Source organism: Kushneria sp. Sum13, from assembly GCF_052692355.1.
In genome coordinates this window covers 239,718-260,908 of record NZ_CP199847.1, presented here as the reverse complement: position 1 = coordinate 260,908, position 21,191 = coordinate 239,718, and the positions used below count along the sequence as shown (strand labels likewise).

At 61.3% G+C, this 21,191-nt stretch carries 18 protein-coding genes; 10 read left to right on the top strand and 8 right to left on the bottom strand.

Features of this window, described 5'->3' with window-relative positions:
- Positions 1-11 precede the first annotated feature (11 nt).
- Positions 12-665 carry a TPM domain-containing protein gene (locus ACUN8C_RS01115; RefSeq protein ID WP_445620551.1) on the top strand — a complete coding sequence of 218 codons (654 nt, stop codon included), beginning with the start codon at positions 12-14 and terminating at the stop codon, positions 663-665.
- Between the two features lie 241 nt (positions 666-906).
- Positions 907-3,117: a TonB-dependent receptor gene (locus ACUN8C_RS01110; RefSeq protein WP_445620550.1), complete on the top strand. Its 2,211-nt coding sequence runs from the start codon at positions 907-909 to the stop codon at positions 3,115-3,117.
- A 23-nt stretch (positions 3,118-3,140) separates the two neighbouring features.
- Here the strand turns inward: ACUN8C_RS01110 and ACUN8C_RS01105 are convergent, their stop codons facing one another.
- Positions 3,141-3,764 carry a YqaA family protein gene (locus ACUN8C_RS01105; RefSeq protein ID WP_445620549.1) on the bottom strand — a complete coding sequence of 208 codons (624 nt, stop codon included), beginning with the start codon at positions 3,762-3,764 and terminating at the stop codon, positions 3,141-3,143.
- A gap of 402 nt (positions 3,765-4,166) precedes the next feature.
- Here ACUN8C_RS01105 and ACUN8C_RS01100 point away from each other — a divergent pair, with 402 nt between their 5' ends.
- Positions 4,167-6,404, top strand: a complete 2,238-nt coding sequence (locus tag ACUN8C_RS01100; RefSeq protein ID WP_445620548.1) for an NADP-dependent isocitrate dehydrogenase — start codon at positions 4,167-4,169, stop codon at positions 6,402-6,404.
- Positions 6,405-6,577: 173 nt separating this feature from the next.
- Here the strand turns inward: ACUN8C_RS01100 and ACUN8C_RS01095 are convergent, their stop codons facing one another.
- On the bottom strand, positions 6,578-7,021 hold the full coding sequence (locus tag ACUN8C_RS01095; RefSeq protein WP_445620547.1) for an MAPEG family protein: 444 nt from the start codon (positions 7,019-7,021) through the stop codon (positions 6,578-6,580).
- A 62-nt stretch (positions 7,022-7,083) separates the two neighbouring features.
- The gene (locus ACUN8C_RS01090; protein ID WP_445620546.1) at positions 7,084-7,617 is read right to left on the bottom strand and encodes a carboxypeptidase-like regulatory domain-containing protein; all 534 of its coding nucleotides are present in this window, start codon (positions 7,615-7,617) and stop codon (positions 7,084-7,086) included.
- 237 nt (positions 7,618-7,854) lie between these two features.
- On the opposite strand from ACUN8C_RS01090, the gene ACUN8C_RS01085 reads away from it, so the two are divergent.
- Positions 7,855-8,757, top strand: a complete 903-nt coding sequence (locus ACUN8C_RS01085; protein ID WP_445620545.1) for a DMT family transporter — start codon at positions 7,855-7,857, stop codon at positions 8,755-8,757.
- Here the strand turns inward: ACUN8C_RS01085 and ACUN8C_RS01080 are convergent, their stop codons facing one another.
- The gene (locus tag ACUN8C_RS01080; protein ID WP_445620544.1) at positions 8,758-9,756 is read right to left on the bottom strand and encodes a LacI family DNA-binding transcriptional regulator; all 999 of its coding nucleotides are present in this window, start codon (positions 9,754-9,756) and stop codon (positions 8,758-8,760) included.
- Positions 9,757-9,953: 197 nt separating this feature from the next.
- Between ACUN8C_RS01080 and ACUN8C_RS01075 the strand changes: the two genes are divergently transcribed.
- The 4 genes from ACUN8C_RS01075 to ACUN8C_RS01060 all read left to right on the top strand — a co-directional run bounded on the left by ACUN8C_RS01075 (position 9,954) and on the right by ACUN8C_RS01060 (position 15,730).
- The gene (locus ACUN8C_RS01075; RefSeq protein WP_445620543.1) at positions 9,954-11,276 is read left to right on the top strand and encodes an MFS transporter; all 1,323 of its coding nucleotides are present in this window, start codon (positions 9,954-9,956) and stop codon (positions 11,274-11,276) included.
- 40 nt (positions 11,277-11,316) lie between these two features.
- Positions 11,317-13,584: a glycoside hydrolase family 3 C-terminal domain-containing protein gene (locus tag ACUN8C_RS01070; protein ID WP_445620542.1), complete on the top strand. Its 2,268-nt coding sequence runs from the start codon at positions 11,317-11,319 to the stop codon at positions 13,582-13,584.
- A gap of 75 nt (positions 13,585-13,659) precedes the next feature.
- On the top strand, positions 13,660-14,721 hold the full coding sequence (locus ACUN8C_RS01065; protein WP_445620541.1) for a PA0069 family radical SAM protein: 1,062 nt from the start codon (positions 13,660-13,662) through the stop codon (positions 14,719-14,721).
- A 28-nt stretch (positions 14,722-14,749) separates the two neighbouring features.
- Positions 14,750-15,730, top strand: coding sequence for a zinc-dependent alcohol dehydrogenase family protein (locus tag ACUN8C_RS01060; RefSeq protein ID WP_445620540.1), 981 nt, complete (start codon positions 14,750-14,752; stop codon positions 15,728-15,730).
- A gap of 121 nt (positions 15,731-15,851) precedes the next feature.
- Here ACUN8C_RS01060 and ACUN8C_RS01055 read toward each other — a convergent pair whose 3' ends face one another.
- The 3 genes from ACUN8C_RS01055 to ACUN8C_RS01045 all read right to left on the bottom strand — a co-directional run bounded on the left by ACUN8C_RS01055 (position 15,852) and on the right by ACUN8C_RS01045 (position 19,242).
- Positions 15,852-16,955 (bottom strand): Gfo/Idh/MocA family protein, encoded by a 1,104-nt coding sequence (locus tag ACUN8C_RS01055; protein ID WP_445620539.1) that lies wholly within the window; start codon positions 16,953-16,955, stop codon positions 15,852-15,854.
- Between the two features lie 106 nt (positions 16,956-17,061).
- Complete coding sequence (locus ACUN8C_RS01050; protein WP_445620538.1) at positions 17,062-18,285, bottom strand: diguanylate cyclase domain-containing protein; 1,224 nt, start codon at positions 18,283-18,285, stop codon at positions 17,062-17,064.
- A gap of 273 nt (positions 18,286-18,558) precedes the next feature.
- Entirely contained in the window at positions 18,559-19,242 is a 684-nt protein-coding gene (locus ACUN8C_RS01045; RefSeq protein ID WP_445620537.1) for a hypothetical protein, read from the bottom strand.
- Between the two features lie 213 nt (positions 19,243-19,455).
- Here ACUN8C_RS01045 and ACUN8C_RS01040 point away from each other — a divergent pair, with 213 nt between their 5' ends.
- Both ACUN8C_RS01040 and ACUN8C_RS01035 read left to right on the top strand, forming a co-directional pair.
- Positions 19,456-19,815 (top strand): translation initiation factor, encoded by a 360-nt coding sequence (locus ACUN8C_RS01040; protein ID WP_108840994.1) that lies wholly within the window; start codon positions 19,456-19,458, stop codon positions 19,813-19,815.
- A gap of 2 nt (positions 19,816-19,817) precedes the next feature.
- Complete coding sequence (locus ACUN8C_RS01035; RefSeq protein WP_445620536.1) at positions 19,818-20,237, top strand: YbaY family lipoprotein; 420 nt, start codon at positions 19,818-19,820, stop codon at positions 20,235-20,237.
- Here the strand turns inward: ACUN8C_RS01035 and ACUN8C_RS01030 are convergent.
- Positions 20,227-21,108: an NAD-dependent protein deacetylase gene (locus ACUN8C_RS01030; RefSeq protein WP_445620535.1), complete on the bottom strand. Its 882-nt coding sequence runs from the start codon at positions 21,106-21,108 to the stop codon at positions 20,227-20,229. The genes ACUN8C_RS01035 and ACUN8C_RS01030 overlap by 11 nt on opposite strands.
- Positions 21,109-21,191: the final 83 nt, after the last annotated feature.

Below are 21,191 nucleotides of genomic sequence, written 5' to 3'. Positions count from 1 at the left end.
GATAACGTGGTATGTCACTACTCAAAGAGCACGAACAGCGCGAGGTCGGCGAGGCCATTGCCCGCGTCGAACGCGACACCGATGCCGAGATCGTCTCGGTCCTGGCCCCGCGGGCAGACGACTACGCCTATATTCCGCTGCTGTGGGCAGGGCTTGTGGCCCTGATCGTGCCCGGGGCTCTGGCCCTGCTGGCCGGCTGGTTCGGGCTCGACGTGTTCTGGACCGGCCCCTGGATCGTACTGCTGGTGCAGTGGGCCCTGTTTGCGGTGCTGGCGATCCTCTTTCGCCTGCCCGGGGTCATCACACGACTGATCCCGCGTCACGTACGTTTCTGGCGCGCGGCCAACCTCGCCCGGCGCCAGTTTCTCGAGCAGAACCTGCACCGGACCGAAGCCGGCACCGGCGTGCTGATCTTCGTCTCTGAAGCCGAGCGCTACGTCGAGATTCTGGTCGATCAGGGCATTTCCAGCCGGCTGGATAACGCCGCATGGGCCGACATCGTGGCCGATTTTACGCAGAAGGTGCGCGCCGGGCAGACCCAGCAGGGCTTTCTGGACTGCGTTGAGGCCTGCGGCGCGCTTTTGAAAACCCATGTGCCCGCCACTCATGATCGTGATGAACTGCCCAATCGGCTGATCGTGCTTGACCACAACGATATCGGTTAACGTCTCGCATCACGCGGCACCGACCGCAACGTTGTGATCAAGGGCCACCCCTCCTGGGGTGGCCTTTTTATTACCCGGTGGCTTACTCAATAGCCGAGCCTGTCATGCCAGGGCCAAACTGAAGGCCACTGAGTCATCGCCCCTTGTGGGGTTGTCGCCCACCCCACCCCGGGATAGCGTCTTGCCGTGAATAAGAAACATTCTCAAAAAACGGCATAACAACGAGATCACGGGAACCCACATGCCTTATCGAAATCATGTCGTCACGTCGCTGACGGCAGCGATGTCGGCCAGTCTGCTGCTGGCACCGCTTACTGTCGCGGGCGAAGCGCCGGCGTCGTCCACCTCAAGCATGATCACCACCGATGCAGCATCAACGGCCGATGCCTCGCCCACCGAGACCATGGTGGTTGTGGGCTCACGCACGCCGGCCTCACCGGAGCAGATTCCCGGTGCCGTCTGGATCGTGGACCGCGAGCAGATCGAAAGCCGCGCCCAGGGCGGCGAGGATCTCAAGACCATGCTGGGCAAGCTGATTCCGGGGCTCGATTTTGCCCCCGAAGGACGCACCGAGTATGGCCAGAACCTGCGCGGGCGCAGTCCGCAGATTCTGATCGACGGCGTGTCGATGACCAGTTCCCGAGGACTGTCGCGCCAGTTTGACTCGATCGACCCGTTCAATGTCGAGCGCGTCGAAGTGCTCTCCGGCGCCAACAGCCTTTATGGCGGCAACGCCACCGGTGGCACCATCAATATCGTGACCAGAACACCCGACGCCGGCGGCCCGCATTTTGAAACGCAGCTGGGCGCCACCTCTGGATTTGACAACCATCGTGATTTTGATCGTCGTGTGGCGCAGTCGATTTCGGGCGGCAGCGAACGCGTGCGCGGCCGGCTGAGCGTGGCCTATGAGGAGAACGGGCGCTTTTACGATGGCGACAACCAGGAGATCTTTCCGGATCTGGCCCAGACCGATCTGCAGGACAACCGGGCCGTGGATATTCTGGGCCGGGTAGATATCGATCTGACAGAAAAGCAAAGCCTGTCGCTGCTGGCTCAGCATTACGATTCGGGGTTTGAAGGCGACCGCGGCGTGCGTTTTCCCGAGCTTGATCAGGGCAGTCTGGACAGTGCTGATATCCGCAGCGGATATGACGCGGACCGCGACCCCCGCACCCGGCGCAAGCTCTATAACGCCAACTATCATCACGCCGATCTGCTGGGGCAGAACTTCTATTTTCAGACGTATTATCGCGAAGAAGACAGCAGCTTCTCGCCGTTCCCCTACTACGTGGATGACAACACTGCCGTCGAGTTTCGCGCCTCGGAGCAGCGCACCGATCTCGGCGGCGCCCGGGCGCTGTTCGTGGCGGCACTGCGACACGATCTCGAACTGACTTATGGCATTGACTACTACCACGAGCGCTTCAATTCCGATCAGGCCTTTTTTGACCGTGACCTCTCCGATGCCACCGACGGACTGCGCCTGGCTACCGACCGAACCGGACCGCGCTATCCCGACTACTCGGTCGATGGACTGGCGGGGTATGCCCAGCTTGAGTGGCAGGCGACCGAGCATCTAAAGGTGCAGGGCGGTATACGCCAGGAACACGCTGATGTGGATGTCGACCCCTTCGATAACGCCACGCCCCAGGGCAATGAGGGTGGGCGTAACAGCTATGACAACACGCTCTACAACCTGGGCGTGGTGCAGGAATACGACAACGGCCATCGCTTCTGGTCGAGCTACAGTCAGGGCTTTGAACTGCCCAATGTGGGCGCCGTATATAGCAACGCGCAGTTTGATATCGGTGACAATGCCGTCGAGGGCATCAAGACCGATCAGGTCGAGATGGGCTGGGGCTATCGCAGCCGCTCCTGGAACAGTCAGGTCGCGCTGTATTACGCCTGGTCGGACCGGGCACTGGAAAACGACCGCCAGCTGGGTACCAGCATCATCGATGAAAAGCGCCGTGACTACGGCATCGAGGCGGCGACCTCCCGCTATCTTGGCGATCACTGGGAAATAGGTGGCAATGCCCACCTGACCCGCTCCGAGCAGCTTGGTGATGACGACGACTGGCACAAGCGCGATGCACGCTACGCCTCGCTTTCAAGTGCCACGGCCTTTGTCGAATGGGCCGATAATGATCGCTCGCTGCGCCTGCAGGGCAATCACGCCTTTGACCTGTCCGACGATGCCCGTGAGCTGGAGGCAGCCAGCGACAACGAGATCGACGGTTTCACGACGTTTGATCTGATCGCCCGTCAGCGCACCGACGATTACGGCACCTTTACGGCAGGCATCGACAATCTGCTGGACAAAAGGTACGCCACCGTCTGGGGCCAGCGTGCGGCGATCTTTTATGCTCCCGCCTATGGGCCCGAGGAGCTCTATGAGTTTCAGGGTCGCGGGCGTACCTTTTCGCTGGGCTGGAACATGAACTGGTAGGCAACCGCCAGTGCGGTGGCGGCTCACACCGGGCTGCCACCGCCCAGCAGACCAATACCCTTGTAGATCAGAAACCCAGCCACCGCGACGACCAGCAACAACAGCATGGTGCGCTCATGGCGCTTCCAGAGCTTGAGCGCCCGGTCACCGAAAAAATGCACCAAAAGCGCCAGGCCAAAATAGCGCGCGCCACGGGCCAGCAGGGCGGCCAGCATAAACAGGGGGAAGGCGTAGCCGGTGCTGCCGGCCACCAGCATGGCAATCTGAAAGGGAATCGGAATGACGCCAATGGAGAGCACAGACACAAAGCCGTTATCGCTGAAGCGCTGATCGAAGTCGTTGAACGCCTGCTGGCCACCAAAGAGCGCAATCAATTGATCGCCGAACTGACCCATGGCCCAGGCGCCCAGCCCGTAGCCGATCGCGGCGGCCAGCAGATTGCCCGCCAGTGCCACCGTGGCCAGCCACCAGCGCTTCTCGGGACGCATCACCATCCAGGGAATCAGAACCGTTTCAATCGGAATCGGAACAATCAGGGTTTCCAGTATCGAGGCCACAAACAGCAGCCAGAGCGCGCGGCGATGATCCATCAGTGCGGCAAGCCGGTCACCGAAACGCTGTTTTTGATGCTGCAGGCTCAAGGCCATGGATACCCCTGTCATTCATGTCATGGGCCCATGCGTCGGACCCTCTGATCATTGACGGTCAATGAAGGCGGGGATGATGACACACTCGCTGCCGGTCCGAGTCCCGGTTTCAGATGTCTTAAAGACTTGTGACATGACGACGTGCCGGAGTGAAAAGGCGCGTGGTGGCCGGTCATGCACAGGCCAGGGTGCGCTGTTATACTCGCCATGATCGGATCGCTGGCCCATGCGCTTGCACGCGCCATGGGCCCCGGGCGCTTCGCAGGCAAGACGTATCGTCGGGCGAGTGGGTGTAAAGACAGACGACAGACTGCCCTTGCACGACCACTACGTACCGCTCCAGCTTCATGCAACCGTCATGTATCCCATGCAATCGCAGTGACAAGAGAGGTTTATACCAGGATGTCCAACACGCCGAAAATCATCTACACCCTCACCGACGAAGCACCTGCGCTGGCCACCCATTCGCTGCTCCCCATTGTTGATGCCTTCACCGATTCTGCCGGCATTATCGTTGAAACCCGCGACATCTCGCTGGCCGGCCGCATCCTGGCGCAGTTCCCCGATTATCTGAAAGACGACCAGAAAATGGGTGACCATCTGGCCGAGCTGGGCGATCTGGCCAAAACGCCGGAAGCCAACATCATCAAACTGCCCAACATCAGCGCCTCGGTGCCCCAGCTCAAGGCCGCCGTCAAGGAGCTGCAGGGTCAGGGCTACGCCATCCCCGACTATCCCGAGTCGCCCTCAAGCGATGAAGAAAAGGACATCCGCGCCCGCTTTGACCGCGTCAAGGGCAGCGCCGTTAACCCGGTCCTGCGTGAAGGCAACTCCGATCGTCGCGCGCCGAAGTCGGTCAAGAACTACGCGAAGAAGTATCCGCACCGCATGGGCGAGTGGTCGAAAGACTCGAAGTCCCACGTCTCCCACATGAGCGAAGGCGACTTCTACGGCAGCGAAAAATCCGCCGTGATCGACCGTGCCGGCAACCTGAAGATCGAACTGGTCCAGAACGACGGCACGACTACCGTGCTCAAGGAAAAGGTTGCCGTCACCGAGGGTGAAATCGTCGATGGCGCCAGCATGAGCAGCCGCCAGCTGCGCGCGTTCATCGCCGAGCAGATCGAGGACGCCAAAAAGCAGGGCGTACTGTTCTCGCTGCACCTGAAGGCCACCATGATGAAGGTCTCCGACCCGATCATGTTCGGCATCGCGGTCGACGAGTTTTATCGTGACGTGCTGGCAAAGCACGGTGATGCCCTCAAAAATGCCGGTTTCAGCCCCAACAGCGGCGTGGGCGATCTCTACTCGGCGCTGTCCTCGCTGCCCTCCGATCAGCAGGACACCATCAAGTCCGACATCGAGGCGCTCTATAAGGCGCGTCCGTCACTGGCGATGGTGGATTCCAGCAAGGGCATCACCAACCTGCACGTGCCCAGTGACGTCATCATCGACGCCTCCATGCCGGCGATGATTCGTGACTCCGGCAAGATGTGGGGGGCAGATGATGCACGTCATGACGCCAAGGCCGTGATTCCCGATCGCTGCTACGCCACCATCTATCAGGCCACCATCGAGGAGTGCCAGAAAAACGGCGCCTTTGACCCGACCACCATGGGCAGCGTGCCCAACGTCGGTCTGATGGCCCAGAAGGCCGAAGAGTACGGCTCGCACGACAAGACCTTCCAGATTCCGGCCGACGGCACCGTGCGCGTTACCGATGAGGCAGGCAACGTACTGTTTGAGCACAAGGTCGAGCGCGAAGATATCTGGCGCATGTGCCAGACCAGGGACGCCCCGATTCAGGACTGGGTGAAGCTCGCCGTGACCCGTGCGCGTGACAGCCAGACGCCGGCGATCTTCTGGCTCGACAGCGCGCGTGCTCACGACGCGCAGATGATCAAAAAGGTCGAACAGTACCTGAAGGATCACGACACCAGCGGTCTGGATATCCAGATCATGACGCCGGTCGAAGCCATGCAGTACACGCTGGTGCGTACGCGCCGCGGTGAGGACACCATCTCGGTCACCGGTAACGTCCTGCGTGACTATCTCACTGACCTGTTCCCGATCATGGAGCTGGGCACCAGCGCCAAGATGCTCTCGATCGTGCCGCTGATGAACGGCGGTGGCCTGTTTGAAACCGGTGCCGGTGGCTCCGCGCCCAAGCACGTGCAGCAGCTGGTGGAAGAAAATCACCTGCGCTGGGATTCACTGGGTGAATTCCTCGCCCTGGCTGCCTCGCTCGAGCACCTGGGCAAGACGTTTGATAACCAGCGCGCCATCGTGCTGGCCAACGCGCTGGACCGCGCCAATGGCGAGTTTCTGGACAGCGACAAGTCACCCAGGCGCAAGACCGGCGAGCTTGATAACCGTGGCAGCCACTTCTATCTGGCGCTCTACTGGGCCCAGGCGCTGTCCGAACAGGACGACGACGCCGAACTCAAAAAGCTCTTCGGCGAGCTTTATGACACGCTCAGCAACAACGAGCAGGCGATCCTCGATGAACTCAATGGCGTGCAGGGCAAGGCCGTCGAGATCAAGGGCTACTACCACCCGGATATCGAGCTGGCCGGTCAGGCCATGCGTCCGAGCAAAATCCTCAACGACGCACTCGCCACCCTCTCCAAAAAGAGCTGAAGCGTTAACGCGTGACGGTCAGCGATGACCGGCCATACCAAAACCGGCGCCTCAGGGCGCCGGTTTTTTTATGAATACCGGAAGTGTCTCGACCGCCGGCGTTTCAGAGAGAAAACGCCATGCCCCCATCGCTGGATCGCATTGCACATATTCCCGTATGGATCGCCGACCCTTTAAACAGTGCCAGCGGCAAACAGAGTGACCACCACCGCCCGAACGGCAAGCCAGACCAGCGCGAGGGTCGAGACCAGAAAAAGGGGAAAGCGCACCGCGACTCGATTGACGGTGGCCTGATACAGGGAATGGATAATACGAAACAGCACATACCCCCAGGCGAAGCACACATCCACGGGACCTGCCCCCATCATGGCCAGAATGATGACCGCCGGATAAAAGATCGTGGGCTGCTCCATCAGATGGGTGTAGTTGTGCGCTTTCCAGTTGGCGCGCTCAGGAAGCCCCCCGTCGAGATCCTGAACGCGCCCACCCGGCTGAGCGTTTTTCAGATCACCGCCGATTTCCTTCATCGCCCTGAAACGACTGAAGGCCATCCAGAACAGCATGATCAGTGACCACAGGATCAAAACGGCGGCCGGCGCGAGCATGGTGGCTTTCATCGATATTCTCCAGAACACGAGGGAGGTTCAATCACATCGCTTCGGGAGTGATTGCCGACCGGTTAACGACTCAGTTCCACATTGACCGAGCCGCCCTCCTTCACCCGTACCTGCTTCAGGATAAAGGGACTACGCCCCTGACCGCCCGGCAGGGCCACGGTGCCGGCCACATAAAAGGTGCCGGCCGGAATGCCGGTCGCCGTGAAGTAGCCATTGGCGTCGGTAGTGGTCATGTGGGTATAGGCCTGGGCGCGCGGGTCGGCAGGCTCGACGCGCTGACCCGCCAGCGCCTTGTCGGCGGCTTCGGCCGAGTACTCGGTGGCCGGTGCAATCGAGACCTTCTCACGATTGCCGTAAACGGTCTGCCCCGAGGTCAGCTGATAGGCCAGACGCCCCTTGATGGTCGCGGTACCGGTTTTGGAAAGCGCTGCGTAGGTATCGACCGGGAAAGGCACCTGACGCTTGACCGTCGGCGCACTGTCGACCGTACCCACGCTGGACATGCCGGGGAAGTTATCCGCCATCTTCTGAATACTTTCACAGCCGGCCAGCCCCATCATCAATACGGCACCTGCCCATATCTGCCACTGACGCATTGTCTGCTCCTTGAGGAATATACAGGCTGCCAAGCTTAACGGCTTCTCGGCCGCACGCCATCCTTTAAAACTGACAAGGCGCGATGAATAACTGCCTCTGCAAATGGCTGCCAGCATCCTTGCCGCACAGGCAAACTGCTAACATACGAAAGCAGGCTCGGCCGCTTGAGCCATTGATTCTGCCCTCTCTCAAGACGTCTTGATCAACATTTTTGTTTAACCATCACAGGAGCCACCGTGCCGCTTCGCGATTTCTATCTGGTGCTGGCCGTCATTCTGATCTGGGCGTTCAACAACATCATGATCAAGCTGGGTCTGGATGAGATGCCGCCGCTTTTGATCACCACCCTGCGCTTTGCACTGGTGGCGGTGCTGATCGTCCCGTTCACCCGAATTACGCGTGCGCAGCTACCGCTGGTGCTGAAGCTGGCCGCCAGTTTCGGTCTGATGCATTTCGGCTTCTTGTTTATCGGGCTCAACTACGCCGAGGCCGGCACCGGGGCCCTGCTGGTACAGCTCGGCACACCCTTTGCCACCATTCTGGCCGCCATCTTTTTGAAGGAACGCCTGCGTCTGAAACCGGTCATCGGCATGCTGGTCTCCTTTTCCGGCGTGGTGGTACTGGCGGGCGGGCCGACGCTGCCGGGGCCGCTGGCACTGACGCTTTTGCTGTTGAGCGCGCTGGGCTGGGCGATCACCAATCTGCTGGTCAAGACCGGCCCGGAGATTGAACCGCTGACCATGGCCGGCTGGCTGTCGATGTTTGCCATCCCGCTGGTCGGCATGGGCTCGCTGCTGTTCGAACAGCATCAATGGATAGCGATGACCGAGGCGGGCTGGCGAGGCTGGGGCGCGGTGGTCTACAGCGCCGTGATGTCCTCGATTCTCGCCTACGGCCTTTGGAACACCCTGCTGCGGCGATACTCGGTGTCACGTCTCATCCCGTTGTCGCTTCTCACCCCGCTGGTGGTGGTTCTGCTGGGCATCCTGATGCTGGGTGAGAGCCTGGCGGTCAGCAAGCTGATCGGTGGCGCCATGGTGGTGGGCGGGATCGCCATCATCAATGTCAGGCGCCCCAAAAGAGCGCCCCGTGAAGCTGTCGCCAATGGCAACGCCCCGCCCCCCTCATCGGAGAAGTGATCAGGCCTTCGCCGGCCCGACCGTGCCGCGCTCGATCAGCGTCGGCGTAAAAGGCAGCGAGGGCGGCAGCGAGGCGCCCGCCAACAGCTTGAGCAGGCGCTCGGCGGCGGCCTGCGCCATCTCCTCAAGCGGAGCATGGACGGTCGTAAGACCCGGCACGGCATGTCGGGCGCAGGCTTCATTGTCATAACCTACCAGCGACATGTCCCGGGGAACCGAGTATCCCCGGGCTCGGAGCACTGACATGGCTCCCAGTGCCATGTCGTCATTACCGGCCACCAACCCCGTGAAAGGTCTCTCATGCGCCAGCAGCTCGGCCATGCCTCGCTCACCGCTGCCCTCGGAAAAGTCGCCCTCGATAATCGCGGGCTCGTCGGCATCAATGCCCCATTCGCGTAGCGCTCGATGAAAACCTGCCAGCCGGTCGGCAGCGTCCTGCTGACGCAGTGGCCCGGTCAGACACGCCATGTTTCGATGCCCCTGATCCAGCAGATGCCGCGTGGCCAGGTAGCTACCGTATTCGTTGTCCAGGTAAATGCAGTGTGCATCAATTTCAGGCACCCGCCGGTTAAACACTATCAGCGGTGTGGTCTTTGCCAGCGCCGACAGCGTAGCGTCAGACAGTGCATCAGCATGCACGATCAGTCCGTCACAGCGCCGCCCACACAGAAAATCGACGGCGTCGCGCTCGCGTTCAACCTCCCCCCCGCCGCTGGCCACCAGCAAGGACATATTGGCCCGTCGCAGTGTGGCCTCCAGCGTCATCATGACCCGCCCCATGAAAGGACCGGCCAGATGCGAGATGACAAGCCCAACCCCGCCCAGCCGGTTGGACGCCAGCGAACGGGCAAAGGCATTGGGCGCATACCCCATCGCCTCAATGGCGGCCTCGACGCGCGCGCGCGTCGAGGCATTTACCGGCACCTCGCCCTTCATGACGCGGGACACCGTGGCAGGAGAGACGCCGGCACGTGCGGCAACCTCGCGAATGGTCGGCATGGTGTTGTCCTTTTGATGATCCGGCCACTTGACCAGATGCCGTGGCCCACGGCAAGCGCGAGGCACATGAACCTCATGGCGCCTCGACTTTATGTAGTAAAAAGACCATATCTTCTGCCAAGGTCGAATAGTGCAAATCCTCCTGAAAACCCATCATGAAACCGGTTTCATAAATATGAGTTAACGAGGGCAGGTCGATGCTGGGAGTGCAGGAGAAGCTGAGTTACGGACTGGGTGACTTTGCCAGCGCCTTTACATGGGCCTCGCTGTCGCTTTATCTGATGTATTTCTACACTGATGTGTTCGGTATCAGCCCAGCGCTGGTCGGAACGCTGTTTTTGGTCACTCGGCTGTGGGACGCCGTGACGGACCCGGCGGTGGGCCTGCTGGCTGATCGTACCCGTACCCGCTTTGGTCGCCTGCGCCCCTATCTGCTCTTTTTCTCGCTGCCACTCGGGGTGATGCTGGCACTGACCTTTACCACGCCGGCACTGAGCGAAAACGGACGCATCGTTTACGCCTTTGTGACCTATATCGCTCTGATGGGGCTTTATACCCTGGTCAACATCCCCTATTCGGCGCTGCCGGTATCGATGACGACCGATAACGACGAGCGTCGTCAGCTGACCAACTACCGCATGCTGCTTTCCTACATCGCCTTTGTCCTGATCAGCTATGGCACGCTGCCGCTGGTAGAATTTCTGGGCGACGGTGACAAGCAGCGCGGCTTTGCCCTGACCTATGCCTTTTACGGCGCCATCACCTTTGTTGTTTTCCTGCTGACCTTTAAAGGCGTGCGCGAGCGCTACGTGGAAGGCGACAGCGCCAGCAATCCACTCAAAAGCTTCGTCCACATCGGACGCGCCCGTCCGTTCTGGATCATGTTTGCCACCAGCATCATGATTTTCACCCTCATGCTGATGCCGGACTCGGCCGCCATCTACTTTTTCAAGTACTACCTCGGTGAGGAGTCCTCGGTCTCGCTGTTTCTGGCCACGGGCTACGCGAGCATGGTGGTGGGCGTGATCTTCAATCAGGTCGTAATGCGCCGCTTTTGCAAGCGTCGCGTAATGATCGGCGCCAATCTGGCCTACGGCGTTGCTCTGGCGAGCTTTTTTGTGGCCGCCGACCATGGCCCGGTGTTCTACTTTGCCGCCTTCATGGCCGCCAAGTTCATCAACGGCATCATCGCCCCGACCATGTGGGCCATGGTGGGCGATATCGCCGACTATGTGGAATACAAAAGTGGCCGTCGCGCGACCGGCACCACTACCAGCGCCGTCACCTTCAGCCAGAAGTTCGGCATGAGTATCGGCGGCCTTCTGACCGGCGTGCTGTTCAGCACCTACGGCTATATCCCCAATACCGAGCAAAGCGAGACCGTACTGGTGCTGATCAAATCCATGATGAGCGTGCTGCCTGCCGTGGGTGCCCTGGGCGTGGCGGTTTTGATGCTCGTCTATCCGCTGGGCGATCGCCGCATGGCCGAGATCCGCACCGCCAAACCCACGGCGGCATAAATCCACTCGCTCCCCCCAACGACCATAAGGAAGCCATCGCATGCGCAACCTGAAGACACTGATCGAACAGATGACCCTGGAGGAGAAGGCCGGGCTTTGCTCGGGCGATAACTTCTGGCGCACGAAAGCCGTTGAGCGTCTGGGTATCCCCGCGATCAATCTCTCCGACGGCCCGCACGGGCTGCGCGCCCAGGGCGGGGAGCAGGATCATCTGGGCGTCAACGACAGCAAGCCGGCAACCTGTTTTCCTACCGCCGCCGGGCTTGCCAGCTCGTGGAGTGTCGAACGACTCGAACAGCTCGGCGCCGCACTGGGCGATGAGGCTCAGGCCGAAGGACTGCACGTCGTGCTGGGGCCGGGCGCCAATATCAAGCGTTCGCCGCTGTGTGGGCGCAACTTCGAATACTTCTCCGAAGATCCGCTGCTCTCCTCGCACCTGGCCGCCGCCCACATTCGCGGTACGCAGTCGCGCGGCGTGGGCAGTTCGCTCAAGCATTTTGCGGCCAATAATCAGGAACATCGCCGCATGTCGGTAGATGCCCGCATCGACGAGCGCACACTGCGCGAGATCTATCTGGCAAGCTTTGAACATGCTGTCAAAGAGGCACAACCCTGGACGGTCATGTGTGCCTATAACCGACTCAACGGGGACTACTGCAGCGAACATCAAAGGCTTCTGACCGATATCCTGCGGGATGAGTGGGGCTTTGAGGGATTTGTCGTTTCCGACTGGGGCGCGGTCAACGAGCGCGTGCCGGGGCTTGAGGCCGGCATGGAGCTGGAAATGCCCGCGCCTGTCGGCGAGCGCGACGCGCAGATCGTTGCCGCCGTCAGGGAAGGCCGTCTGGAGGAAGCGGTGCTGGATCAGGCCGTCGAGCGACTTTTACGCATCACCTTCAGGGCGCATGATGCCCGCCTTGAACACGCCGAATTTGACGCCGAGGCCCATCATCAGCTGGCCCGTCATATCGCGCGCGAGAGCATGGTACTGCTGCAAAACAACGGCATCCTGCCGCTGGAGAACCCTCAGCGAGTGGCAGTCATCGGTGAATTTGCCGAGCGCCCGCGCTATCAGGGCGGCGGCAGCTCGCACGTCAATGCCACCCGTGTCGAAACCCTGCTGGAGGCCCTCAAGGCCCGGGGCGCGAGCTTTGACTATACAAAAGGCTTCGAGATCGACCGTGATGCGTCTGATCAGCAGCTTGAGCAGGATGCTGCGACTGCCGCAAGTCACGCCGACGTTGCCGTGCTCTGTCTGGGCCTGCCCGAGCGTCACGAGTCCGAAGGCTATGACCGCACGCATCTGAACCTGCCGGCCAACCAGCTCGCCCTGATCGAGGCGGTCACCCGCGCGCAGCCCAATACCGTGGTGGTGCTGGCCAACGGCGCACCGATCGCAATGCCCTGGGCCAGCCAGGTCAGCGCCATTCTCGAGGGCTATCTGGGCGGACAGGCGGTTGGCGCCGCGCTGGCCGATCTGCTCTATGGTGAGGTCTCACCCAGCGGCAAGCTGGCCGAAACCTTCCCGCAGCGTCTCGAAGATAACCCGGTCCATCTCAACTTCCCGGGTCAGGGCGATGTGGTGAACTACGGCGAAGGCATCTTCGTCGGCTATCGCTACCATGACACCCACGACGTCGCACCGCTTTTCCCCTTCGGTCACGGCCTGAGCTACACCCGCTTTGACTACGCCAACCTGACGCTCTCTGCCGATACCTTTGACGGTCGGGACACCCTGACGGTAGGTGTCGATATCACCAACAGCGGTGATCGCAGGGCCAGCGAAATCGTTCAGCTCTACCTGAGCGATCAAACGCAGACCGTACCGGTGGCAGCACAGGCGCTGCGCGGTTTTGACCGGGTGACGCTGGCACCCGGGGAAACAAGTCGCGTCGAGCTTGTGCTCACACGCCGTGACTTCTGCTGGTATGACGCCGAGCGCGCCGACTGGCGAATGCCCACCGGCACCTTCGAGGTGCGCATCGCTGCCTCCTCACGCGATATTCGACTCACACAGCGTCTCGAGGTGCAGGGCGACGCCACGCCGCTGCCGATGATCGATCGCAACACCCTGCTGGGGGATCTCAAGGCGCATGACGGCGCCGTTCGCGTTCTGCGTGAACATCTCGCCGACATCGCCGATGAGCTGCCCATGCTCAATGACCTGATGGGCCGGGATGGCGGCGACGATTTAATGGATGCCATGGGGCACTACCTGCCGCTGCGCGCCATCATCTCCTTTTCCAGCTTTACCGAAGCACGTCTGTCAGCCCTTCTGAAGGATCTGAAGGCACTGGCATCACCGTGATATAAAAGCCAGGGATGGCTTGGGTTCTCCCTGAGATAACTGTATATTTAAACAGTACTCAGGGAGGGCTTTATCATGTTGGATGGACCCGTCATTGGCCGTGGCGCCAGCGGCAACCTGCATCACCGCTTTGATCGTAATCGCATAGAGGCGATCGATGACGGCTGGTGGCAGGATGATGCGCCGGTCAGCCGGGCCACCGAGGTGCGCCTGGAACACAGCCGCACGGCCATCTCGCGCAACCAGTCACCGGACATGCCCTTTTCCTCCTCGCTCAATCCTTATCGAGGCTGCGAGCACGGCTGCATTTACTGCTTTGCCCGACCCTCGCACGCCTACTGGGATCTGTCGCCCGGTCTTGATTTTGAAACGCGCCTGATTGCCCGCACCAACCTGCCGGACCTGCTGGCCGAGGAACTTGCCCGCCCCGGCTACGTCTGCGAGCCCCTGGCCCTTGGCGCCAATACCGACCCGTATCAGCCCATCGAACGCCAGCATCGGCTGAGCCGACAGCTGCTCGAAGTGCTGCTACGCCATCACCACCCACTCACGATCACTACCCGCAGTGCGCTGATCCTGCGCGATCTGGACCTGCTCGAGTCGCTGGCCCACCAGCGGCTGGTACGGGTCTTTATCAGCTTCACCACGCTGGAGGCTGATCTCAAAAGGATCATGGAGCCACGGGCGGCCTCACCCGGAGCGCGTCTGAAAGTGATTCGCACCTTGCGCGCGGCAGGTGTTCCCGTCGGCATCATTACCGCGCCGATGATTCCCATGATCAACGACATGGAACTGGAAAGGCTTTTAAAGGCCGGTCTCGAGGCCGGTGCCACCAGCGCCGGCTATACGCTGCTGCGCCTGCCCCATGAAGTGCGCCCGCTGTTCGATCAGTGGCTGCTGGAGCATTTTCCCGAGCGCGCCGAACACGTCATGAGCCTGATCCGCCAGTCGCGGGGCGGGCGCGAGTACGACAGCCGCTTTGGCCATCGCCTGCGGGGTGAAGGACCGTTTGCCGACCTGCTCGCCCAGCGTTTTCGACTGGCCATTCGTCGTCTCGGGCTCAACCGACGCCGCGAGGAGGAACGCCTGGATACCACACGATTTTCACCGCCTCATCAGCAGATCGACCTGTTTTAACCACAATAATTCGAAAGGAGGACACGTCATGACCGCTGCCAACGCGATCGCCGACATAACGATCGATATGCCGGACCCCGCGCTGTGCTATCACCGCTTCGGCTCACCGCTGGAGGTCCTGCACCTAGAGCCACAGCCTGATGGCCCGCTGCCTCGAGAACAGATGCGCGTGCGCATGCGCTGCGCCCCGATCAACCCTTCGGATCTGATCCCGATTGCTGGCGCCTATCGCCACCGGATCACGCCACCGCTGGTGGCAGGGCATGAAGGCGTGGGCGTGGTGACCCAGGCCCATGGTCCATGGCGCGCGCTCGAGGGGCGCCGGGTACTGCCGCTGCGCGGCCCGGGTACCTGGCAGCAGTCGCTGGACTGCGATCCCCGCCTGGCGGTGCCCGTGCCCGACGATATCCCCGATCATGTGGCGGCGCGGGCCTGGATCAATCCGATGGCGGCCATGGCCATGCTGCGACGCTGGCCGGTCGCCGGATGCGATGTGCTTCTGACCGCGGCCGGTTCAAACTGTGCACGGCTGCTGGCGCAGTGGGCGCTGTGCTGTGGCGCCCGCTCGGTGACCGGTATCTGCCGCAGTGCCCATCACCGCAAGGCGCTGACCGACATGGGCGTTCATGTGCTGGATCAGGAAGATCACGCTGCCATCAAGGCCTCCGCCGCACGCGCCCAGCGCCTGTTTGATGCCACCGGCGGACGACTGGCCGACCGCCTGCTGAGCCACATGCCGCCCGAAGGTATACTGGTCACCTATGGACTGCTGTCCGGCGCGCCCATCAGTCCGTCCAGCATGAACGCCCGCGTGCGGCATTTTCATCTGCGCGATCATATTGCCGGACTGGAGCGCTATCAGTGGCAGGAAAGCTTCAAGACGCTCTGGGCGCTGCTACGTGACATCGATATGCCGTCCAGACGGGATTTCAGACTTGCCGACTGGCGCCAGGCATTGATCTGGCACGACAGTCATCCAGAGGTGAAACCGATGCTGATGCTCTCCTGATCATGCCAATTTTCAAGGCGCAAAGGCCGACATGAGCGCGACATGAAGAGGGGCCGCCCGATCGGGCGGCCCCTCTTGACCTGATGGGCCATGACGGGCCTGAAATATCATGACGGCAGGCTCAATCCCCGCTGATGGTCTCGACGCTGACCACTTCAGGCGCCTCGACTGGCGTCAATCGGCGCACCTGATCCGGTTGAATACGCTCACGATAGTCGAGCGGCTCGATCGACTGCGGCTGACCGGTCTCCAGTGCCCGCTCGATGGCCTCCAGAATGCGCACATCGCGCAGCCCTTCCGTGCCATCGGCTTCAGGTTCGATGTCATTGAGAATGCAGTGGGAGAAGTAATCGGTCTGCCCGCCAAACTGCTCAACCGGACCGGGCGAGTGCGCCGTGGTTTCACCGTCAACGCTCAGATCATAGTCAATCGACACGCCGGGGCCGAACATGTAGCTGGGGCGTGCCAACAGAGCACCTCGCTCACCGACCACCGAAAAATGATTGTGCCCGCTGGTGGCATAGCTGACGAAGAACTGGGCCAGCCGCCCTTCAGGGAAACGCAGGCTGACGGTCACGCTGTCATCGCAGGTGTAGTCGCGCCCCGGCGTGTTATCGCTCATGGCGCTGACCTCGACCGGCTCGGCACCAAACAGATGACGTACCGCGTTGATCGGGTAGGCCCCCATGTCGGGCACCGGGCCGGCCCAGTAGCCGTGCAGGGCACGGTGGTTTTTCTCATTGAGATCCTGGGTCAACTGGGAGGAGAACGTGCGCGGCGCGCCGATGGTGCCCTCGCGCATGTGCTGAATCATTTCCAGCGTGCCCGGCTCATGGTGCAGCCGATAGGCAATCATGAGTTTGGCATTGCCGCGCTCGGCGGCCTCGATCATCGCCTGGCAATCTTCAATGCTGGTCGCCATCGGCTTTTCCAGCAGCACGTGAATGCCCGCTTCCAGTGCCGGAACGGTGTCCTGGCGATGACGAAAGTTGGGCGTGGCGACGTAAACCGCGTCAATCTCGCCGGAGTTCAACAGCGTCTCGTAGTCGTCGTAGCCATGGACCTTGAGGTTGTAGCGCTTGCCCAGCACCTCGGCCTTTTTGGGATCACCGGTGACCAGCGCCGTCATTTCCGAATTGTCGCTGGCAGCGATTCCCGGCATGAACGCGCCCTGTGAAATTTCTCCACCGCCGACCACGGCGTAGCGCACCTTTCCCTGTGCCATGAGAGCTCCTGATGTGTTCGTGAATGAAAACGATCTCATCAAGCCTGGCGCAAGCCTTCGATGCTGTCAGGCAGCGGGGCCATATTCCGCCATCCTCAGGCGCGTTTCAGCCGGTCCGGCTGACGCCAGTATCCGACCGGGACAGATCCTCGATCACCACCCGGTTGCGCCCGGCCGCCTTGGCACGGTAGAGCGCGGCGTCGGCGGCCCCGAGCAGCTCCGCGGTCTCCGAGGTGCCCGCTGTTCCCAGCGCCACCCCAACGCTGATGGTCATGACGCTGGCCGTGGTGCTGTGATGATGTACCAGCATCAGGCGCTGCACGCTGGCGCGCAGACGCTCGGCATAAAGGGCCAGCTCATTGCCGGGGAGACCGGTCACGAAAACGGCAAACTCCTCTCCGCCCATTCGCCCGGCACGCCCTGCCGGGCGAGCAGCATCTGCCAGCGCTTGTGCCACACGCCTGAGCGCCTCATCGCCGGCGGCATGGCCATAGTGATCGTTATAGGCCTTGAAGTGGTCGATATCGATCATGGCCATCGCCACCAGTGCCCCCGGGGCCAGCCGGTCAAGATCGCTTGCAAGGCCTGCATGGAATCCGCGTCGATTGGCCAAATCGGTCAGGGGGTCAAGGGCGGCCAGCCGACCGAGCATATCGCGCTGCTCGGCCAGCTGGCGCTGGCGAAGCTGTTCACGCTCGACCAGCAGAAAATGCCGGCGGCGCTCGTTTTCCAGCGCCCGGTTGGCAAACATCGCCGGCCCCATGATCACGATGGCAATCATGACATTGTGGAGTTCAAGCACCGGTAACCGGAGAGGCCCGTAGGCGATCGCCATGCCCTGGATCAGCACCACAATGGTGGCAAGCCCCAGTACCAGCCGCAGGGGCAGCGCCATGCTGATCACCATGGCCATCAACACGGCGTAGTTGGCAAAGACAAACCCGAGGGCGTTAATGGAATCGGAGCGCGTGATCAAAAGCGCCAGAAGCGACACGGCCAGCAAATGAAAACCACAGGCAACGAGTTGCTGGCGTATCAGTGAGCAGCGGGCATGACTAAGCCAATAAAACACCGCCATGCCTATCGGCAGCATGATGCCCAGGCGAAAGATCAGGGCCAGATGGAGCTGATCGGGTACGGCGAACGCGTCCCCGGGGGCAAAAGCCACATAAAAGCTTGTCCCGATGAGCACCGACATCGACAGGGCACGGCGACGCGGTGCCAGCGTCATGGCGGCAAAGGCGCTTCTTCTGCCGACCGGTATCGTGACCCTATCGAGGCGTCCTTTGCCTTCCAGCGCGCGGTCCAGCTCGGTGGCATCTTCCTGCATGGTGGCTTCCATTGTCCGCGGCACCGATCGACAGCTTTCGAAGTGTTCGTCATTGTTTAGAAGGTGGCGTCATCGCCTTGCCAACAGGTTGTCGCCACAGCCGGTGACTCAGGCAGGCCTGCCAGTCTTATCGACCGGGTGCCTGTCGGCTTGAGCGTCAGGCGGCGACGTCTGCCCTCATGACAGGTTTCGGGACAGGCAACCGGGTAATCCCGAACCATGGACACAAAAAAGCCCCGCTTAAAGCGGGGCAGGCCTCACGAAAAATCGGGTTTAAAACGTGTATTCGACACCGATGACGGCGACCGGGTAGATATTGTACTTGTTGAGGTCGTCACGCAGATCGTCTTCCTGATCACGCGCTTCCTGTTCGGCGATAGGGCGCACACCCGGAATATTGAGGGCATCGCCGCGAGGCGTCAGAGAGACACTGGGATCGATCCAGAAGGCACCGGCCTCGGCATAAAAGCCCAGTCCCTGCTTCGAGCTGTTGCGCCAGCCAATACCCAGATAGGGCTCGACACCATCGGAGAGCTTGCCGCGACCATCCAGGCGAGCGTCATCGGCGCTAATGGAAATGCCGCCGATGTCTTCAAATGTATCGTCACCGGTATAGCGACCGACCGCCTTGAGCTGGACATCCGGCTTGACCGCACCTGCCGAGATAAAAAAGCCGCTGTTGACCCACGGATAGACGTCCAGCTTGAGGCTGTAGATGTCCATGTCAACCTCACCCTTGTAGGTGACATCACCGTTGGTGTGGTCCAGGTCATCATAGTTGTAACCGCTGTAGCCGGCCGTCAGTGCAAAGTGATCATGAAAGCGCCAGCTGACATTGGCGCCCAGACCGGTCGTACCGGCACTGCCGGCGACCGACCAGTGCTCTTCCGCCATGGCGGCGGCGCTGGTAGCCAGCAACAGGGATCCAGTGATGACGGCGGTGGCGATACGACGCATGATGTAGCCTCTCGAGAATGATCGAAGTTCCGGTGCGCCGATGAGGTCGACGTCATTTAATGACCACAATTTTACGCAGGGCCCCGGCAATCAATTGAGAGAAAAGCACCGCTTTGGATCTGTATTTCTCACGCGACGGCGCTGCCTGTCATTTCGAATGATGTCGGCGCTGCGCTATTCTTGAGCCTTCATGAGGCGAGCGGGAGTCAGACAATGTCATCACTGCGCGATCAGTTGAGCCGCAAGGTGTACTCCACCGAAACCGGGGATATGCGCAAGCACGACGAGGACGATGATCAGAAAGCGCAGGAGGCCGCGCGCCTCGCCGGGCTGGATGGCATCGTGCGCATCAAACGCGAAACGTCCGGGCGCAAGGGCAAGGGGGTGACGACGCTGCACGGCATCCCCCTGAACACCGAAGAACTCAAGGCCCTGTTGCAGGTGCTGAAAAAACGCTGCGGCAGCGGCGGGTCACTCAAGGACGGCATCATCGAAATCCAGGGCGATCATCGCGACACGCTGCGCGCCGAGCTGGAAAAGCGTGGCCATACCGTCAAGCTGGCGGGGGGCTGATCATGCAGATGCGTCGTTTTCGCCCGTTACTGGCGGCCGCCCCGCTGATGATGACAGGCCTTTTGAGTGGCTGCTCCCTGTTTGCCGGCGGCCCTGACTTTGCCACGCTCTCGGGCGAGGCCATCAGCGATGAACAGGTCCCGATTGCCGAGGATGCCCGGCTGGAAATTCGACTGCTGGATGTCACCCGGGGGCGCACCACCATCGCCCAGGTCGATCAGAACACGCACGGGCGCTGGCCGGTGCCCTTCATGCTGCAGTATGACCGTCACTATATCGACAGCGATCGTCGCTACGCCCTGAGTGCCGCGCTGCATGAAGGGGACAACACGCGCTATCTGACCCTGGAGCCGTTACCGGTACTGACCCATGGCGCGCCCACGCAGCAGGTGCGCGTGCCGCTGACGCCGGTCAGTCAATAGACGGCGTTTCCTGAGCGTCTGACAGCCCGGCCAGCAGGGCCGTCAGGCTCTCGTCGATGGGCGCCTCGCACTTGAGCGCATAAAGCGCATCGGCGCGAGTGTGCCCCCGGTTAATGCAGGCGATCGGCAGCCCCTTCGACGCGGCATGCCTAGCAAAGCGAAACCCGGAAAACACCATCAGCGACGAGCCCACCACCAGCAGTGCCTGACTGTCATCAAGCATCGACATGGCCCGTTCCAGACGCCAGCGCGGCACGTTGTCACCGAAAAACACCACATCGGGCTTTAAAATACCGTGGCCACAGCGCGGGCAGTCCGGAAGCCGGAAGTCAGAGAAATCCACATCGTCGAGATAGGCATCGCCATCCGGGGCGATCTCGGCCTCCATCCCCACCCAGTCAGGGTTGAGGGTGGCCAGATGATCGTGCAGCACATGGCGACGCACCAGCAGATTGCACTGCATGCAGCGCACCAGATCGGCCCGACCGTGCAGATCCACCACCCGCTGACTGCCCGCCTTCTGATGCAGGCGATCCACATTTTGCGTGATGATGCCCTCGATAAACCCCTGCGCTTCCAGCTCGGCCAGCGTGTGATGGGCCCGCCCGGGCGAGGCGTTCGCCAGCAGGCGAAAACCGACCAGACTGCGTGCCCAGTAGCGCTGACGGCCGAGATGGCTTTTCATATAGACCTGATGGGTCATGGGCGGCGGCCGTTTCCACTCGCCTCTTTCATCCCGATAATCGGGAATACCGCTGTCGGTGCTGACTCCGGCGCCTGTCAAAACGCACAGACGCGGGTGTCGCCGTACAAGATCGATCAGTGCCTGTTCATCGACGCCCATCGGGCTACCTGTCACAACACTACTCATGCCCTCTCCTCACGACCTGCTGGCCGAACGTGGCGTCGGCCAGCAAAAACTCTGTCGGGCATGGATGCCAACCCGACAGAACG

Coding starts and splice junctions, on each gene's coding strand:
- ACUN8C_RS01115 (WP_445620551.1), top strand. CDS start 12: ATGTCACTACTCAAAGAGCACGAACAGCGCGAGGTCGGCGAGGCCATT.
- ACUN8C_RS01110 (WP_445620550.1), top strand. CDS start 907: ATGCCTTATCGAAATCATGTCGTCACGTCGCTGACGGCAGCGATGTCG.
- ACUN8C_RS01050 (WP_445620538.1), bottom strand. CDS start 18,285: ATGCAGGAAGATGCCACCGAGCTGGACCGCGCGCTGGAAGGCAAAGGA.
- ACUN8C_RS01105 (WP_445620549.1), bottom strand. CDS start 3,764: ATGGCCTTGAGCCTGCAGCATCAAAAACAGCGTTTCGGTGACCGGCTT.
- ACUN8C_RS01080 (WP_445620544.1), bottom strand. CDS start 9,756: ATGCCGACCATTCGCGAGGTTGCCGCACGTGCCGGCGTCTCTCCTGCC.
- ACUN8C_RS01055 (WP_445620539.1), bottom strand. CDS start 16,955: ATGGCACAGGGAAAGGTGCGCTACGCCGTGGTCGGCGGTGGAGAAATT.
- ACUN8C_RS01075 (WP_445620543.1), top strand. CDS start 9,954: ATGCTGGGAGTGCAGGAGAAGCTGAGTTACGGACTGGGTGACTTTGCC.
- ACUN8C_RS01090 (WP_445620546.1), bottom strand. CDS start 7,617: ATGCGTCAGTGGCAGATATGGGCAGGTGCCGTATTGATGATGGGGCTG.
- ACUN8C_RS01030 (WP_445620535.1), bottom strand. CDS start 21,108: ATGAGTAGTGTTGTGACAGGTAGCCCGATGGGCGTCGATGAACAGGCA.
- ACUN8C_RS01070 (WP_445620542.1), top strand. CDS start 11,317: ATGCGCAACCTGAAGACACTGATCGAACAGATGACCCTGGAGGAGAAG.
- ACUN8C_RS01100 (WP_445620548.1), top strand. CDS start 4,167: ATGTCCAACACGCCGAAAATCATCTACACCCTCACCGACGAAGCACCT.
- ACUN8C_RS01045 (WP_445620537.1), bottom strand. CDS start 19,242: ATGCGTCGTATCGCCACCGCCGTCATCACTGGATCCCTGTTGCTGGCT.
- ACUN8C_RS01035 (WP_445620536.1), top strand. CDS start 19,818: ATGCAGATGCGTCGTTTTCGCCCGTTACTGGCGGCCGCCCCGCTGATG.
- ACUN8C_RS01095 (WP_445620547.1), bottom strand. CDS start 7,021: ATGAAAGCCACCATGCTCGCGCCGGCCGCCGTTTTGATCCTGTGGTCA.
- ACUN8C_RS01040 (WP_108840994.1), top strand. CDS start 19,456: ATGTCATCACTGCGCGATCAGTTGAGCCGCAAGGTGTACTCCACCGAA.
- ACUN8C_RS01065 (WP_445620541.1), top strand. CDS start 13,660: ATGTTGGATGGACCCGTCATTGGCCGTGGCGCCAGCGGCAACCTGCAT.
- ACUN8C_RS01060 (WP_445620540.1), top strand. CDS start 14,750: ATGACCGCTGCCAACGCGATCGCCGACATAACGATCGATATGCCGGAC.